This is a genomic window from Paenibacillus azoreducens (assembly GCF_021654775.1).
Classification (GTDB): domain Bacteria; phylum Bacillota; class Bacilli; order Paenibacillales; family Paenibacillaceae; genus Paenibacillus_AQ; species Paenibacillus_AQ azoreducens.
The window spans coordinates 438,659-454,396 of the sequence record NZ_AP025343.1 but is presented as its reverse complement, the minus strand read 5'-3'; the positions used below and the strand labels follow the sequence as shown (position 1 = coordinate 454,396).

The window sequence follows — 15,738 nt, the reverse complement described above, 5'->3', positions numbered from 1 at the left end:
GGAAAAAACGTTTAACCCTTCTCAGAACCTAACATAACGCCTTTAGCGAAGTATTTTTGGACAAAGGGATAGATCATCAGAACCGGTATCATCGACAGTACGATCGTCGCATTTTTCTTCGCCTGTGGAGCAAGCGCCGCCGCATCGACCAAACTTTTGCCGCCGCCTTCATCAAATATGAGCATATCCCTGAGTACGACCTGCAGCGGATACATGCTGGAATCGTTCAAATAAATCATCGGGAGGAAAAAGCTGTTCCAGTGTCCCATGAAATAAAAGAGCCCGATCGACGCCAGCGCCGGTTTGGATAGCGGAATCAAAATCTGGAACAGGATCCGGTATTCCGAAGCACCGTCAATCACCGCCGCTTCACGAACCTGCGAGGACATATTCTCATAAAAGCTCTTCAAAATGATGAGTTCCATCGTCCAAATCGCATTCGGAATGACCAGCGCCCATACCGTATCCGTCAGTCCAAGCCCCTGCACGATCAGATAGTTTGGAATGATGCCTGGATTGAGGAACATCGTTAATACGATGCCAAACATCCAATATTTGCGCCAAATGAAGTCAGGGCGGGACAATGGATAAGCTGCGATCGAAGTTAACAACAAATTGATGAAGGTTCCGAATCCCGTATAGAAAATCGTATTCAGATAAGCTCTGGGTATCCGTTCGTCCTTCAACACCTCCATGTAGGCGTCAAAGTTAATGCCCTTGGGAAACAAGGTCACTTTCCCCTGCACCACGGAAGCCGTGTCGCTGATGGATATCGAAAAAATATAAATAATCGGATAGACCGTCATTAATGCAATGCAGCATAGGAGCAGACCGTTGATGATGCCGAACAGGTTGACTTTTGATTCTCCTACCATAGCCCTTTACCCCCAGCCTTTCTGCTTATGAAGTTTGCTGTCAGCAGCATGGTCATCGCAACCAAGGCTTCAAACATGCCGACAGCGGCAGCATAGCTATAGTTCGATTCAATCAATCCTTTTCTGTACACATAGGTGGAGAATACATCCGCCACTTCATACGTCGTCGGAGTATAAAGCAGCAATACCTTCTCGTATCCAATCCGGATCATGCTGCCTGTTTTCAGAATGAACATGACAAGGATCGTCGGCATCAGGCTTGGAATCGTAATATGCCACAGGCTTTTTAATCTGCTGCATCCATCCACTCTGGCCGCTTCATACAACGTCGGATTAATGCCGGCGATCGCGGCTAGATAAATGATGGCTTCATAACCCATGGTGGCCCAAATATCCGATGAGACATAAATGGTGCGAAACCATTCAGGCATAATCAGAAAATAAATTTTCTCGAATCCGAGCGCGGCAATCAGCTTGTTAATCAAGCCGGTGCTTGGAGACAAAAAGTCAATGACCATGCTGCAAATAATGACGACGGACAAAAACGCCGGCAAATAAGTAAGTGTCTGAATGGATTTTTTCAGCCACTTCACCCGCAGTTCATTCAGCGATATCGCAAGCAAAATCGGAACCGGAAACCCGAAGATCAAAGTGAAGAAACCGAGCGCCAGCGTGTTTTTGAACAGCAGGACGAAATCGTTGCTTGAGAAAAACTTGATAAAATGCTTAAGACCTACCCATTTACTGCCCATGATTCCTTCGAACACGTTGTAGTCTTTGAATGCGATAATCAAGCCGTACAACGGCCCGTAACGAAAAATAATATAAAATACGAGGCAAGGCAGAAAGAGGAGCAATAGCTGTCTATCACGCTTGATATGTTTGAGCGTTCCCATAAGTGACGCGGATATCCGTGACGATAGCGTGGTTTTGTTCACTGTAAGGATCTTCTCCGTGTTAGGGTTTGGCACGTCTCTTCTCCTCCTGAATGATTATAAATGGCACTTGGAACAAAAGTGTTCTTCGTGCCATTCATCATCCTGATCTTTCTATGTTATAAGTTGGGCTCATTACTGAAATTAGTTCTTTAAAAGATAGTAATTCGGAGACAGCGTATGCTTTCGATGCTATATAAGTTGAACCAATAATTATGAACGGAAAGAGGCAGCCGGGTGTAATGTTCTTTCGATCGCTGTTGCTCCCAGATTTCTATGATTTGAACCTAATCTATGGTAGAAATCCGCTCACAAAGGCGAACGCTCTGCTTCTCCAGAATCATTCCCCCCTCTTGCCTATCCCTTTTCATTTTTCTTTAGTTCCACTTATATAGCTTTCCTACGGAAAGCTTATAGGCGAACGCTGCCGCTTCGTAAGAATCGATTCCGTCCCCTCCGCTACTTTCGCTTTTTTATCAGGTACTAATCAAGGTGTTGAGCCAGCCGGGTGAATTGTTCCATTTATTTAGTCCAACTTATATAGTTTTTACTTACTTGTTATTGGCTTCAAAACGCTTTTGAGCTTCGTTATACACTTCGGCGTATTTGCTTGCGCCCATCTTCTCCGCCGTTACCAGCCAGTCATTCCATTCCTTGTCCCCATACTTTTTGTTAAGAATATATTTTGCATTGAATTCATTCATCGATTTTATAATCGCGGTTTGCAATTCCGAAATCGTCGCGCTTTCCTCTTCCGTCAAATTAAGCACCGGATCCAGCGGTTCAAATTTGTTAGCAGATACGATCTTGTCCTGAGCCTCTTTTTCCTTTTCCGTATAGTTATAGTACACAGATCGGTGATCCGGATTCAGATACATACCTTCTACCCACATGCCGTAATTCTCTTCCAATGCTTTGATTTCTACCGCAGGAAGATTTGCCAGTTCCGGGTATACCGGTTTGCCGTTTGCGTCAAAGTTAAAGTTTACGCCTTCGACGCCAAGCGTAATCAGCTCGGAGCCCGATGGACTGGTCAGGTAATCCAGCAGTTTGAGCGCGGCTTCTTTATTTTTGTTATTGGCTACAGCGATTCCGAAATCGGCATCGATTTTCGGCAAGGTACGGACATGGCCAGTAGGTCCGACCGGATTGCCGTAACGCAGGTTAAATTCCGGATTTTTCGAACTTACTTGGTTGTAGAACAGGTCCATTCGGCCGATCCAATCCCATGTGACAAATGATTTATCCGTTGTCATCTTGGCGCTCCAGGATTCCATCGTATCGGTCAGGAATTCTTGATCCAGCAAACCTTCGTTGTACAGCTTTTTCAGGAAATCAAGCATCTCTTTATGCTCGGGCTGCACGCCGGCGAATTTCCATGTTTTATCGGATTCGGAATAATAAGCGGGGTAGCTCGCGCCGCCGATGCCCCAGCCGTAGGAAAGATCGCTAAAGATATTTTCTTTTGTCTTGGAAGCCATCGGATAGGAATCCGGATAAATTTCTTTCAATTTTTTCAGCGCCTGATAGAACTCTTCCGTGTTGGTCCACTCCGGAATATTGTTCTTATCGAAGATATCTTTTCTGTACATCATGCCGTGGTTAACGTCCCGGTTCATGTTGTAAATCGGCCATGTATAAATGTTGTTGTTCTCATCGCCGAATGAACTGGCCACCCATGGATTTTCATCGACATACAGTTTTTTGAAGTTTGGCAGTATGTCGACATAGTCGTTAATGGCCACGACCGCTTTTTGCTGGCCGATTTTCTTCAGTTCTTCCGGTCTAAGCCCGTGGAAAATATCCGGGAGTTTGCCGGATGATACCACCAACCGAAGCTTGTCTTGGAATGTCGCCGAGGAATAGTTTTGGAAATCGACCGTAATTCCCGTACGTTTCTCGATTTCCTTGGCTACCAGCTTGTCGTTAAGCGGAGTATCGCTGACGACCATCCAGGTGATCGTTGTCGGCTTATCCACGAGCGGAAGTTTTAACCCGCCGGTATCACCATATTGGTTGGTGGTCTCTTCCACCTTGGTGGTCGGAGTTTCGGCCGCTCCGCCTGATGCTTTCTCGTCTTTACTGCCCGACCCTGAACCGCCGCATGCTGAAAGCAGCGTGCTTGCTAACATCAGGACGAGCGTCATGCTAAGAAGCCTTTTTGACATTTTATACCCCCCTTGGTCTTCGATAAGGTAAGATTTGTTGTTGTTTCCGAAAGAACGCTTCGGACAATTCACATTGTAGACGGATGGCATTTTTTCGTAAATAAAGCGTTTTCATTTACTGTGTTTTATCGGCCTTCATGACAAAGCAATATCCGAAAAGCCCTTATGTATCAAGGTTTTTCTCGATGTGGAAAAAGCTAAAGTGGTGGAAAATGCTATAAAAATGGTTTGGTTTTTTCTCATTTTCCGCATTTGCATGTTAGATGGAACTGCGTAATAAGGCAACTGTTCTTTGATCGAACAGCTGCCGGATCATTGGGTTCGCGGGCTGGATGCTACGGTTACGGATCGTTTATCGCTGTCCGTCCCAAGCTGCAACCTTTGAAAACCGATGTTTTTAAATCTCTAACGAAACTACAGAGCGTTATTACCTCAAATACAAGAGCCAATCGAATCTAACGAAACTGCAAAGCGTTATTTGAGATAATTTCAGGCCAAAAGCCACTTATTTTGCTTAATAGCGATATCCAGTTTCGTTAGAAACCCACAATGCTTATTTGGGCACAAATAGCGATATCACGTTTCGTAAGAAAATATGTAAAGAGAACATCAGTTTATATACGACAGTCCAAGCGAACAATTGCCGTTTCCCCGTCCGGCTCCAGTTTGTGCTGATGACCAAGGGTGTTAGTCCAATCATTCTGACTTGGCCATGTGTACCTTGTAGGTACATTAGTCTTCAACAAATGTGGAGCTGTGGTGAAGAAATCTGTTGTATCGGAAGAAGTGTTTTCGAATTACTGTCCGTCGAATTCTGGACAAATATGAGGGACGAATGATCGAATATAAGAGGAGGATTTCACTATATGGGAATTCGTTTTAAAAAACAGAAAGTACCAACGACGCCCCCACCAACGCCGATGCCTATAACTACACTTACAACTTCGCTACCACCAACATCAACATTAACAACACCTACACGAACGCCTACGCCAGCACCTACACTAGCACCTACGCCAACGCCTGTACCTACACCTACGCTAATACCAACACCTACCCCGACGCCAGCACCTACCCCGACGCCAGCACCTACACCGACATCTGCACCACCACCTACACCGACATCCGCACCTACACCTGCACCGGTACCTACGCCATCGCCAGCACCTACGCCAAAACCATTAGATCCAACGACTATCCCTAAATACGTCAACCAATTATCCAAACCACCTGTACTTATGCCCGCTGTCATAACAAATCCAGACACGGGAGCTGTAGAAAGTCACGATTATGAAGTGAGTGCAGCAGTGTTTCAACAACAAATTCTGCCGCCAGGCTTCCCGATGACAAACGCCTTCGGTTATGGAGGGATCGTTACAGATCCTGGCACCGGAAATCCGGTTTTCTTTCGCGGGATTCCGGGGCCAACCTTTGAGGCTATCAGAGGAATACCTATTCATGTACAGTGGATCAACGATATTACTAGTCCGCAACCCTTTCCTGTCGATCCCACTTTTGGTTGGGCGAACCCTAACGACATACCGACGCCGGTACCGCCTTTCCCGCCATTTCCTCCAGGATTTCCTGAAGCGCAAAGTCCCGTTCCCATCGTTACGCATCTGCATGGCGGAGAAACACAATCTGACTCTGACGGTAATCCCACATCTTGGTTTACAGCCGGTGAGATGAAGACAGGTCCGGGCTTTTTCAAATCTCTGTACACGTATCTAAATACCCAGCAACCAACTACTCTTTTTTATCATGATCATACGGATGGCATAACCCGTTTAAATTTGTATGCAGGACTTGCGGGATTCTATTTGTTACGGGATCCAAATGACCCGGTGGCCCCATTCCTTCCCAGTGGGAAATTCGAAATTCCATTATCTATTTTGGATCGTTCATTCAATGATGATGGTTCCTTGCTGTATCCAAATGTGGGGAATAATCCAGATATCCACCCCTACTGGGTTCCTGAATTTTTTGGCAACACGATTGTGGTGAATGGCAAAGTCTGGCCTAATTTGGATGTGGAACGTCATCAATACCGTTTCCGCATTGTCAACGAATCGAATGCCCGTTTTTATAACCTGAAGCTCTCAAATAACCAATCCTTCATCCAAATCGGTTCAGATGGGGGATACCTGCCAAAGGCGGTGGAACTTTCATCGCTTCTAATAGCTCCAGGTGAACGTGCCGATATTCTCGTTGATTTTTCGTCTCTAGTCCCTGGCACGAAAATCCTGTTGTTAAACGATGCGAATACACCTTTCCCTGGCGGTGATGCTCCGGATATCAATACGGTCGGTCAAGTTATGCAATTTACAGTGCTCGATACGCTGCCCGTTCCTCCACCTGCTCTGCCGGCAACTTTAAATATCATTCCGGCATTGACGCCGAATGCGCCTACCAGAATATTAACTCTCAATAGAGTCCAGGCAACCAATGATTCCAAACAACAGCTCTTAAATGGACAAATATTTATGGCGCCTACTTCCGAGTTTCCCGTAGTCGGATCAACCGAAGATTGGCAAATAGCTAACCTGACGCCTGATACACATCCCATCCATTTGCACTTGGTAGAGTTTCTGCTGATAAGTCGCCAAAGCTTTGATACTGCCAGATATTTAGCCGACTGGACAGCGCTTAACGGAACGTTGCCTTTAGATCACCCTACGATAGCACTGCCGGTTGGTCCTTATCTTCAAGGCGATCCTGTTGGACCGGATCCTAATGAAAGCGGATGGAAAGATACCGTTCGAATGAATCCTGGCGAAGTAACAACGATCAGAGTGCGTTTTGCACCGCAGGACGTACCGGTAAACGGAGTTGTTCCTGGGGAAAATCTATTTCCCTTCGACCCAGCCTTCGGTCCTGGTTATGTATGGCATTGTCATCTTATCGAACATGAAGACAATTCTATGATGAGGCCATATCAAGTGATATTCGGCCCTAGTCAATCCGCAATGCATGATTAAATAACCCCACAAAGTGACGTGTAGCCTTTGAAGCTTATTCCGATTACTTTGCGGGGACCCCGGAAGTCTATACTGTCTGATATGATGGCAGATCCCCCTTCTGGGTGCAGGGCTTCTTTCCGAACTGGGTTTCATGGAAGATTCCACTCCTAATTGAAGCAGGACAAACAAAGGCAGCTCCGCGTTGAGCTGCTTTCGTTTTGTCCACAAGGACGGTTGACGGCAACACGTCTGCCTGCTTTGTATCATTTACTTGCATCTCTCCATCGCTTCATCAGCTCCGCCCGGGCTGCAGCCGCCTCATCCGCGCGATAGCTTGTGAGCAATTTATCGATATGAACGTCGGCCAGAAGCGGATTAGGCTCGATACCGGGGATGACCGGGAGGGAGAAAGCCGCATTCATATAAGCCGTTTGCGCGTTTTTGGACAATACGAAATCAATCAGCTTTTTCGCCGCCTTCCGATTGTCCCCGTTTTTAAGAATGGACACACCCCCGATTTCCCACCCGGCTTTAGGCGGAATCGAGGAATGAATGGCATAACCGGAATTCGCAAATCGCAGCTGATCGCCAAGAAAACAGACAACCGCGGCGACATCTCCGACAGCCAGACGCTGGGCCGAGGTAATGCCGGAGAAGGTGGTGGTTGAGCTTTGCTGCTTTAGCGCATGCATCAGCTCTATTGCTTTTTCCGGACCGCGTTCCTGCGCTAACGAGGCCAGAAGCGTATAGCCGGTTCCGGAAGTTTCGGGATCGGGAATCTCAATCTTGCCCTTTAGCTCGGGACTGAGCAAATCTTCATAACGCGTGGGATAAGGAACTGAGGCAAGCTCGGGATCCCCCTTCCATACCCTTTCATTGACGCCTATGGAAAGCGCCCCCATGTACATGCCTGTCCAATACCCATCCTTATCCTTATAGGCTTCCGGGATTTTGTCGCTCATACGCGGTGAATAACGCAGCAGTTTGCCACTATTTTTCAATTGTTCATGCAAGTCCGCGGTTCCGCCAAGCACCACATCGACACCGGTCTTGTCCGTATCCAGCAGGTGATAGCTGGCTTCTCCGCTGGACATCCGGATCACTTGATACGCCTGACCGGTTTCCTTTTTGAATTTTTCAAGCAGCATGCGGGCTTCATCCTCCTGAAAAATGACATACACCTTCAGCGGCGGGTTCGCAGCCTTGCCCGGCGGGTAGATCCAGATCAAAATCAAACACAGCACCAAGACCGCGGCCAGCACCAGGATCAAACTCCCTTTTCTTATCATGTTGACTTTCCCCCTCCTGCATGAGCGTTCTATTTGAAGTGAGGTTCTGCAAGCAAGCCTACAAAAGCCAAAAAGGAAAACAAATTCGTTTTCCTTTTCAGGCTCAATCTATAAATTAGTGTTTGACATTGTGCGAGGTAATCACTACGGTTACGGACCGTTCTTCAGATCGATTCCGTCCCCTTCGCTACTTTCGCTTTTTGCAACACAAATTATGAAGTTGAGTCCTTTTTTATATACTTTATTCTTCACCTTCATCGTATTGAATGATATGCAATTTGTCCGCCTTCGCCGCAAAAGTAACCTCGCCGTCAAATGAAGTTTGGCCGATATCATAAGCGTCGATGATCCATTCCTTGCCTTCATCGTCCATAATATAATACCTTTCCTTTTCGCCAAGGAACATGGAAGCTTGAACTTTGCCCTTCATATGAAAGTCCAGTGTTTCCGCAGGATTGAGCCGCAAAGATTCCGGCCTTACGCTGAGAATGACCTTTTCCCCCGGGGACCAGGAACCTTCGGTCGGAATCGCCACCTTTTGTCCTTTTCCATAGACCACGTTTGCGGTATTTCCGTCCTGACGTTCAACCACGCCTTCGATGAAATTGGTCGTTCCGATAAAATCGGCTACATAGCGGGTACGCGGCTTATAATAAATGTCATGCGGCGTGCCGTATTGGTCAATTCTGCCCCGATTGAACACAACGATGTAATCCGACATCGACAGCGCTTCGAGTTGATCATGCGTTACATAAATGACGGTGAGGCCGAGATCCTGCTGGATATTTCGCAGCTCGACGCGAACCTCCTCGCGCAGCTTGGCGTCAAGGTTGCTCAAAGGCTCGTCAAGCAAAATGATCGGCGAATTCATCACCAGCGCCCGGGCCATCGCCACACGCTGCTGCTGCCCGCCGGACATTTGATGCGGATAACGCTCCTCAAGTCCGGTCAGTTTAACCTGGGTCAACGCCGCCTGCACCCGTTGCTGCACCTCTGCCTCCGGCACCTTTTTAATGTCCAGCCCATATGCCACATTATCAAACACGGTCATATGCGGGAAAAGGGCATACTCCTGAAACACCATCGGCGTTCCTCTTTTGTACGGCGGCAGATCGTTTACGATTTTCCCGTCGATCCACACTTCCCCCTGGTCCACCGTATAAAAACCCGCTATGGAGCGAAGAAGCGTCGTTTTGCCGCAGCCGCTCGGACCCAGAAATGTAATGAACTTGCCCCGTTCGATTTGCAGATTGATATCTTTAAGGACATGGTTTTGCCCGAATACTTTGTTTACATTTTTCAAATCAAGCAGTACCTTGGATTCCATAATCTACACTCCCTGTATTCTTCAATTTTGCCGTGGAAACCTATTGCTAAAGACGCATGTTCAAAAAAGCCGTTCTTATCAAAAGCGGACTTTTTGAATAACCTCTAAAAGTGCATGTTCAAAAAGGCCGGTTTTCAGCACCGAGAAGGTTGAATGAAGCTAGGGACTGAGGAGCGGAGCGTACGTAAAAGGTACGTGAGCACCGGAAGGCCCGGCTGAATTCAAGATTCGATGCCGGATCCGCTTCCTGATTCACTTCGTGTTAGATATAGAATTTATAAGTTATCAGCTGAGCTGATGAAATTCTATATCGCAAGAAAACCTACCTATTCATCGCGGTCGCTCAACCTTGAGTTGCCTCGATCAGGTTTTCTTATCAAAAGCGGACTTTTTGAACAACCTCTAAAAGTCGAATATTTTGACCTTGGAGCGGAAGATCAGCTTGATGACGCCAAGCGTGCCAAGCGTCGCCCCCATCAGGCCCACCGCAACGGCCGCCGCCCAGTAATAGGTTCCCGTTTCCGCGTAGTTGAAGATTGATACGGCTGCAACGACCCATTTCGGAGTAATCAGGAAAATGATAGTGCTCAAGGTATTCATATTTTTCATAAACGCATAGACAAAGTTGGCTACGACGGTTTTTTGCAGCATCGGAAATACGATGGTCGTCAGTGTCTTGCGGCTGTTTGCCCCGAGATTTGTGGCCGCCTCTTCAATCGATTTGTCCACTTGCTTGAAGGATGCGGTCAAACCGCGGTATCCGACAGGCATCTGTTTCAGCAGCATCGCGATGACAATCAACGCCGCCGTTCCTTGCAGAACAACCGGGCCCTTGCTGAAGGTGACGATCAGAGCCAGACCGACAAAAGTACCCGGAAGAGCGATCGGCAGAACTGCGCTGAAATCCAGCAATTTTTTGCCCGGGAACGGTTTGCGGATGACGATATAAGCCAAAACCAGCGCAAACGCAACCGCCAGAATCGCACTCACAAGCGAAAGCACCAAGCTGTTCAGCACCGCCGGACTGGAAGAACTGAACACGACCTTCATCAAATGATCAAGCGTAAACGTGTTGTCCCGCCCGAAGTTTTTCGTAAAAGCAAACAAAATCGTAATCGCAAACATGGATATGATGAAAATGGATATGATCGTATTAAACGTAAACAGCAGCACATCCGTTTTTCGGGATGTCGTGACCCGGTTCAGGCCGGACACCGGCTTGCCGGTCACGGTCGAATATGAACCTTTGGACAAAACCTTGTTTTGCAGCCAGAAGACCAACAGGGCCGGAATGACGAGAATAATCCCCATGACCGAAGCCAGACCCGGCTCATTGTTAATGATCTCACCGTAAATTTCCACCGCGAGAAGCGAATAGTTGCCGCCGATCAGCTTCGGATTCCCGAAGTCGGCAAAGCAGTTGATCGCCACCAGCAAAAATGCGTTGATCACGCCTGGAAGCGCAAGTTTAAACGTAATCGTCCGGAACAGGTAAAAGCCCCGCGCGCCCAAATTTTGCGCCGCAATTTCGAGGTTCGGCGAAATGGAGCGCAGCACCCCGGTAATCGTCATGTATGCCAGCGGGAAATAGGAGATCGTCTGCACGATCCACAGCCCCGGCAGGCCGTACAAGTCCAGTTCGATATGAAACACGGAATTCAGCCAATGCGAAATCATGCCGCCGCGTCCAAACAGCAGCAAAAACGCCAGACCGCTCATGACCGAAGGAGCCAGCAGCGGGATAAAGGCGATCACGCGGAAAAATTTCTTGCCTTTAATATTGCTGTAGTGAATCGCGTAAGCGTAAATAAAACCGATGATTGTGGCCGTTACGGCCGACAGCGAAGAGCTGACAATCGTATTCAGAAGCGCCCGCCCATAGCGGGGTTTGCTGAAAAAGGTCCCCCAGTTGTCAAAACCGGAGGTGAACACGACAACAATCAGCGGATAGATCACGAACAAAATCAATACGATAAAGCTGGTCAGAACGAGTGCCAATGATGACGGATCTTTCAGGAGTCTGCCAAGCGACTCCCCGATGCCTTTTTTCTCTTTCATCCGGGCGTCACACCCACCTTTCTTCTGTCTATCCATAAAAGGGCGGTGCGGATCGAGATCCCACCGCCGTAAATAGCCCCAGCCGGCTTTCGATTATCTCAGACTTTTCAAAGCATCCTGCAGATCCTTGCGCTGGTCGGCTGCTTTCCAAAGATCGTAATCTTGATTGTATTTTGTCGATTTGATATCGATGCCGCCTGGCGGAATAGGTACAGAAGGTTTGGTTGAAACCGCATATGCGGATTGCGTATAAATTTCACCCGGTGTATTTGTCAGCATGAAATCCATCAGTTTTTTTGCAGCTTTTTCATTCGGTCCGCCTTTTACGATCGACAGAGCCCCAATTTCATACCCGGCTGCTTCGGGAACGATGCTGTGGATCGGATTGCCTTGGTTTTTGATCTTGAGCTGGTCGCCAAGGAAGGTCACGCCGATCGTATATTCGCCTTTTGCCGCTTTCTGGATCGGTTCGATGCCGGATTTTGGCCTTTCCTTCAAGTTAGGCAGAAGCTGTCTCATGTAGTCCAGCATTTCCTGCTCGCCCCAAACTTGCGCGAGGGAAGCGAATGCCGTATAAGCTGTACCTGAAGTTGCCGGGTCGGACATACCGATCTCGCCCTTGAATTTCGGATCAAGCAAATCTTTGAATGTTTCCGGATACGGATCGCTGCCGTACTTTTCTTTCCAACGTTCCTCGTTGACGCCAATGGCGATTGGATTCAGATAAAACCCGGTCCAGAATCCATCCTTATCTTTCATGTTGTCCGGAACATCGGAAGCGTTTGAAGAAGCATATGCTTGAAGCGCTCCCGCTTTTCTCAGGACTTCATGCGAATCGGCAGGGCCGCCCATCAGGAAATCCGCTTGCGGATTCAGCATTTCATTCTGCACGCGGGATACGGCCTCGCCGCTTGGCAGACGCAAAATGTCGTAGTCGATTCCTGTCTCTTCTTTGAATTTATCCAGAATTTTACGTGCCTCTTCCTCCTGAAAAATAGAATAAACCGTTATTTTCTCTTTACCTTTACCGCCGAACACCCCTGATTTGTATAAGAAAAATCCGCCCACCAACACGACGATAACCACGGCCAAAATGATGACCGAGCTGTTGCTTTTTTTCCTCGCCGCCATACTTCAAACCATCCCTTCATTGTAATCATGAGGAAGCGTTAAGTTTGAAATAGGCCCTTTGGTTCGTTTCATCCAGCAAGTCGTACACGACCATGTAAGCGCTGTTAAACCGGTCAATGTGAAGCCAATGCTTTTTCCCCTCCTGGGTATCCGGCAGGGATACGACAAAATGTCTGTCCGGTTGTCTTTCCAGATCCTCGAAATGGCTGAAATCGATAACGCGGGCCGCAGTATGAACCTGCTTCATTAGCGCCTTTCGTTCGGCCTCGGACAGCGGCGTCAAAACGCCCTGTTCCAGGGAATATACCTTATTGGCCGAGTTCTGCACCGCCGCTCCGATCATGGATGCCGTAAACACCTTGTCGATCAGCGTGCTTTGCAGCTTGCGAATACTTGCGCTTACGTTCAGCGAATTCACCGAGACACTGCCGAATTGAAAAGCATTGGTCTGCACCTGGAACGGGACATCCTCCTGATCCAGATACGCGATGCTGCCGGTCAGCAGCAAACGCGGCTCTTTGACATCCTGATCTGCCTTGCCTGCTGTGAGCAGGGTGGAGAACGAAGATTTCAAGCTCAGCAGTTCCTTCGGATCATCCAAAATGACTTTTCCCAAGCCGGGATAGACCAGATCGATCCGCATCGGAATCCCTGCAAACCGTTCCGCTTGATCCTGCTGGGATGAAGCCGTAATCACTTCGTCCACCGGAATCCGGAAGGTATAGGAGCAAATGCCGATCAGCACGCAGCCGATGATGACTTGCAGCACGATGAGGCGAAACCATGAAAGCCCTTTCTTATCCTCTGGCATTCACTTTATCCTCCTTTTGTCTCAAAAGAATAGCAGCTTTGTATCAGTTTTGTAACAGCGCTTTCATAGGCATCTCTTTGCTGAACACAAGCTTCACTTCCGTCCCTTTGCCGGGGCGGCTGGACAATATGAGCTCCCCGCCCTGGAGCTCCATCAACTGCTTGCAAAGCGGCAGCCCGAGGCCATGGGTCTCCTTGGAAATGGCGCGGTCCTGCTTTTCTTCCGGAGGAAGAAATAGCTTGGGCAAATCCTGCTCCGCTATTCCTACTCCGTTATCGATAATACGGACGGTGCCGCTGTTTTCCTGCTCTTTGACTTCAAAATGCAAATGCGTGCAATCACTATGCCTGACCGCATTGTCGATCATGTTAAACAATACCTGCTGCGTTCGTTTCGGATCCAGGCATACTTCGAAATGCGAACCGTTTACCGTCGTCGAAATCATCGATTTCTCCAGCGTCGGCTTCATAATCCGCAAACAGTCCGTTAGGAGGACGCCCAAATCAACCTTTTCAGGCCGGATGCGCCAGGCTTCATCCCCTTTCAGCGACGTTTGCAAAAGCTCCTCAACCATATTCAGCAGCCGCGAGCTTTCCTTGCGGATGTAATGGTTGCATTCCTGAATGTCTTCGATGCGCTCCATTTTGGAGATCAACTCGGAGAAGCCGATAATGGATGTGAGCGGTGTTTTGAATTCATGGGTGATATTGTCGTAAAAAGCTTTCTGCTTGCCCTGCTCGTAATGGAGCAGTTCGATGTGATGCTGGAGCGCATGGGACATTTGGTTAAAATTTTCCGCAAGCTCCCCGATTTCATCTTTGGTGTTTACCTCGATTTTATGGTTGAAATCCCCTACCGATACGCGTTTCAGCGCACGCTGCAAAGCATGCAAAGGCTGCATCAGAAACGATGCGAACGAATAGCTGGCAAGCAGGGACAATACAAGGCATCCGGCTGCAGCGCCAACGAACCAAACCCGCATGCGTCTTAGGGTTTCCACGTTCTGGCTCAAGTCCAGCAAATACCGGAAACCGCCGACGATTTTGCCTTCATACCAAAACGGTGCGGAGAAAACCATCGTCTGCACGCCTTCCCTTTCCGTGATGACGCTCGCGCTTTCTCCTTGCAGTGCCGCCCTGATATCATCCCGCTTCAACAGATTATCCTTATCGCTGCTGCTGCCGACAATGGTTTCATCCAGAGCGAACAGCTGCACCTGGAAGTTGCTGTTGGCCGCCAAATGCGACGCGATAAAAGGCGCGTAAGTCCCGGAAAAAAGCTGTTCCATGCTTATTTTTTTGTCGCTGACAATTTTCAGCGTCTCGATCCGGTGCAGCGTAAAATATTGGCTGAGCGTCTGGGTGTCCCGTTCGATCATGCTTTTGTTCAGCGTGTAATTGGCAACGATGTACATCGCCGCGAGCAGCATGATAATCGTGACCGCATGCTGAAGAAACATCTTATTGCGCAGCCCCATCCTTTATACCTCCAGCTTGTAACCGGTGCCATGAACGGTGGCGACCAAGTGATCATGCGGTTTCATCTTCTCTCTTAGGCGGTTGACCATCATATCGACGGAACGCGTTTGGCCGTAATATTCATAACCCCAGACCTGATCCAGGAGCTGTTCTCTCGTAAATACCGTTTTCGGATTCGTGCAGAGCAGCCACAAAAAATCGAATTCCTTGCTTGTTGTCTTTAGCGGCTTGCCCGCAATTTGACAGGACCGCTCCCTGCGGTCAATCTCTATGCAGCCAACCTGGACGGTTTCGGATGCGGGCGCCGCTGCCTTTGTTCTTCGCATGACGGCCTTGATCCGCTCCACCAGCTCCCGGGTTTCAAACGGCTTGGTCAAATAATCGTCGGCGCCAAGCTGGAAACCGAGGATTTTGTCATTCATTTCATTTTTAGCCGTCAGCACGATGACAGGCACGCTCCGGTACTCACGCTGCAAAATTTGCAGCAATTCAAAACCCGAACGATCCGGCAGCATCAAATCCAGCAGAATCAAATCCGTCCGCCGGTTTGTAAGCACTTTCAAACCTTCGGACACGCTTCCAGCCGTCTCGGTCCGATAGCCCTCCACTTCAAGACTCAGCTTCAATAACATCTGTATACTGCTATCGTCCTCAATAATTAAAATGTTCATCATGACACCCCTCCCGCTTATCCCTAAGCTGGCAT

12 protein-coding genes are annotated in these 15,738 nt (G+C 48.3%); 1 reads left to right on the top strand and 11 read right to left on the bottom strand.

Annotation, left to right across the window (positions count from 1 at the left end; translation table 11 throughout):
• Window positions 1-11: 11 nt before the first annotated feature.
• The 4 genes from L6442_RS02010 to L6442_RS01995 form a co-directional block, all read right to left on the bottom strand.
• Window positions 12-875, bottom strand: a complete 864-nt coding sequence (locus L6442_RS02010; protein WP_194231849.1) for a carbohydrate ABC transporter permease — start codon at window positions 873-875, stop codon at window positions 12-14.
• Window positions 869-1,771 (bottom strand): ABC transporter permease, encoded by a 903-nt coding sequence (locus tag L6442_RS02005; RefSeq protein WP_212978432.1) that lies wholly within the window; start codon window positions 1,769-1,771, stop codon window positions 869-871. Before L6442_RS02005 ends, L6442_RS02010 begins: the two co-directional genes overlap by 7 nt.
• Window positions 1,772-2,361: 590 nt before the next feature.
• Window positions 2,362-3,978 (bottom strand): extracellular solute-binding protein, encoded by a 1,617-nt coding sequence (locus L6442_RS02000; RefSeq protein WP_212978389.1) that lies wholly within the window; start codon window positions 3,976-3,978, stop codon window positions 2,362-2,364.
• Window positions 3,979-4,840: 862 nt separating this feature from the next.
• A complete protein-coding gene (locus tag L6442_RS01995; RefSeq protein WP_212978390.1) occupies window positions 4,841-5,203 on the bottom strand; it encodes a hypothetical protein in 363 nt (120 codons plus the stop codon).
• A gap of 82 nt (window positions 5,204-5,285) precedes the next feature.
• Between L6442_RS01995 and L6442_RS01990 the strand changes: the two genes are divergently transcribed.
• On the top strand, window positions 5,286-6,956 hold the full coding sequence (locus L6442_RS01990) for a multicopper oxidase family protein (RefSeq protein WP_212978391.1): 1,671 nt from the start codon (window positions 5,286-5,288) through the stop codon (window positions 6,954-6,956).
• Window positions 6,957-7,201: 245 nt separating this feature from the next.
• Here the strand turns inward: L6442_RS01990 and L6442_RS01985 are convergent, their stop codons facing one another.
• The 7 genes from L6442_RS01985 to L6442_RS01955 form a co-directional block, all read right to left on the bottom strand.
• The gene (locus L6442_RS01985; RefSeq protein ID WP_212978392.1) at window positions 7,202-8,227 is read right to left on the bottom strand and encodes an extracellular solute-binding protein; all 1,026 of its coding nucleotides are present in this window, start codon (window positions 8,225-8,227) and stop codon (window positions 7,202-7,204) included.
• A gap of 241 nt (window positions 8,228-8,468) precedes the next feature.
• A complete protein-coding gene (locus L6442_RS01980) occupies window positions 8,469-9,554 on the bottom strand; it encodes an ABC transporter ATP-binding protein (RefSeq protein WP_212978393.1) in 1,086 nt (361 codons plus the stop codon).
• A 402-nt stretch (window positions 9,555-9,956) separates the two neighbouring features.
• Entirely contained in the window at window positions 9,957-11,612 is a 1,656-nt protein-coding gene (locus tag L6442_RS01975) for an ABC transporter permease (protein WP_212978394.1), read from the bottom strand.
• Between the two features lie 93 nt (window positions 11,613-11,705).
• On the bottom strand, window positions 11,706-12,743 hold the full coding sequence (locus L6442_RS01970) for an ABC transporter substrate-binding protein (RefSeq protein WP_212978395.1): 1,038 nt from the start codon (window positions 12,741-12,743) through the stop codon (window positions 11,706-11,708).
• Window positions 12,744-12,768: 25 nt separating this feature from the next.
• Window positions 12,769-13,554 carry a DUF3919 family protein gene (locus tag L6442_RS01965; protein WP_212978396.1) on the bottom strand — a complete coding sequence of 262 codons (786 nt, stop codon included), beginning with the start codon at window positions 13,552-13,554 and terminating at the stop codon, window positions 12,769-12,771.
• A gap of 43 nt (window positions 13,555-13,597) precedes the next feature.
• A complete protein-coding gene (locus tag L6442_RS01960) occupies window positions 13,598-15,031 on the bottom strand; it encodes a HAMP domain-containing sensor histidine kinase (RefSeq protein ID WP_212978397.1) in 1,434 nt (477 codons plus the stop codon).
• A gap of 3 nt (window positions 15,032-15,034) precedes the next feature.
• On the bottom strand, window positions 15,035-15,706 hold the full coding sequence (locus L6442_RS01955) for a response regulator transcription factor (RefSeq protein WP_212978398.1): 672 nt from the start codon (window positions 15,704-15,706) through the stop codon (window positions 15,035-15,037).
• Window positions 15,707-15,738 lie beyond the last annotated feature (32 nt).

What these genes read in the sequence shown, in the direction of transcription:
- L6442_RS02010 (WP_194231849.1), bottom strand. Translation starts at nt 875, where the DNA reads ATGGTAGGAGAATCAAAAGTCAACCTGTTCGGCATCATCAACGGTCTG.
- L6442_RS02005 (WP_212978432.1), bottom strand. Translation starts at nt 1,771, where the DNA reads ATGGGAACGCTCAAACATATCAAGCGTGATAGACAGCTATTGCTCCTC.
- L6442_RS02000 (WP_212978389.1), bottom strand. Translation starts at nt 3,978, where the DNA reads ATGTCAAAAAGGCTTCTTAGCATGACGCTCGTCCTGATGTTAGCAAGC.
- L6442_RS01985 (WP_212978392.1), bottom strand. Translation starts at nt 8,227, where the DNA reads ATGATAAGAAAAGGGAGTTTGATCCTGGTGCTGGCCGCGGTCTTGGTG.
- L6442_RS01980 (WP_212978393.1), bottom strand. Translation starts at nt 9,554, where the DNA reads ATGGAATCCAAGGTACTGCTTGATTTGAAAAATGTAAACAAAGTATTC.
- L6442_RS01975 (WP_212978394.1), bottom strand. Translation starts at nt 11,612, where the DNA reads ATGAAAGAGAAAAAAGGCATCGGGGAGTCGCTTGGCAGACTCCTGAAA.
- L6442_RS01970 (WP_212978395.1), bottom strand. Translation starts at nt 12,743, where the DNA reads ATGGCGGCGAGGAAAAAAAGCAACAGCTCGGTCATCATTTTGGCCGTG.
- L6442_RS01965 (WP_212978396.1), bottom strand. Translation starts at nt 13,554, where the DNA reads ATGCCAGAGGATAAGAAAGGGCTTTCATGGTTTCGCCTCATCGTGCTG.
- L6442_RS01960 (WP_212978397.1), bottom strand. Translation starts at nt 15,031, where the DNA reads ATGGGGCTGCGCAATAAGATGTTTCTTCAGCATGCGGTCACGATTATC.
- L6442_RS01955 (WP_212978398.1), bottom strand. Translation starts at nt 15,706, where the DNA reads ATGATGAACATTTTAATTATTGAGGACGATAGCAGTATACAGATGTTA.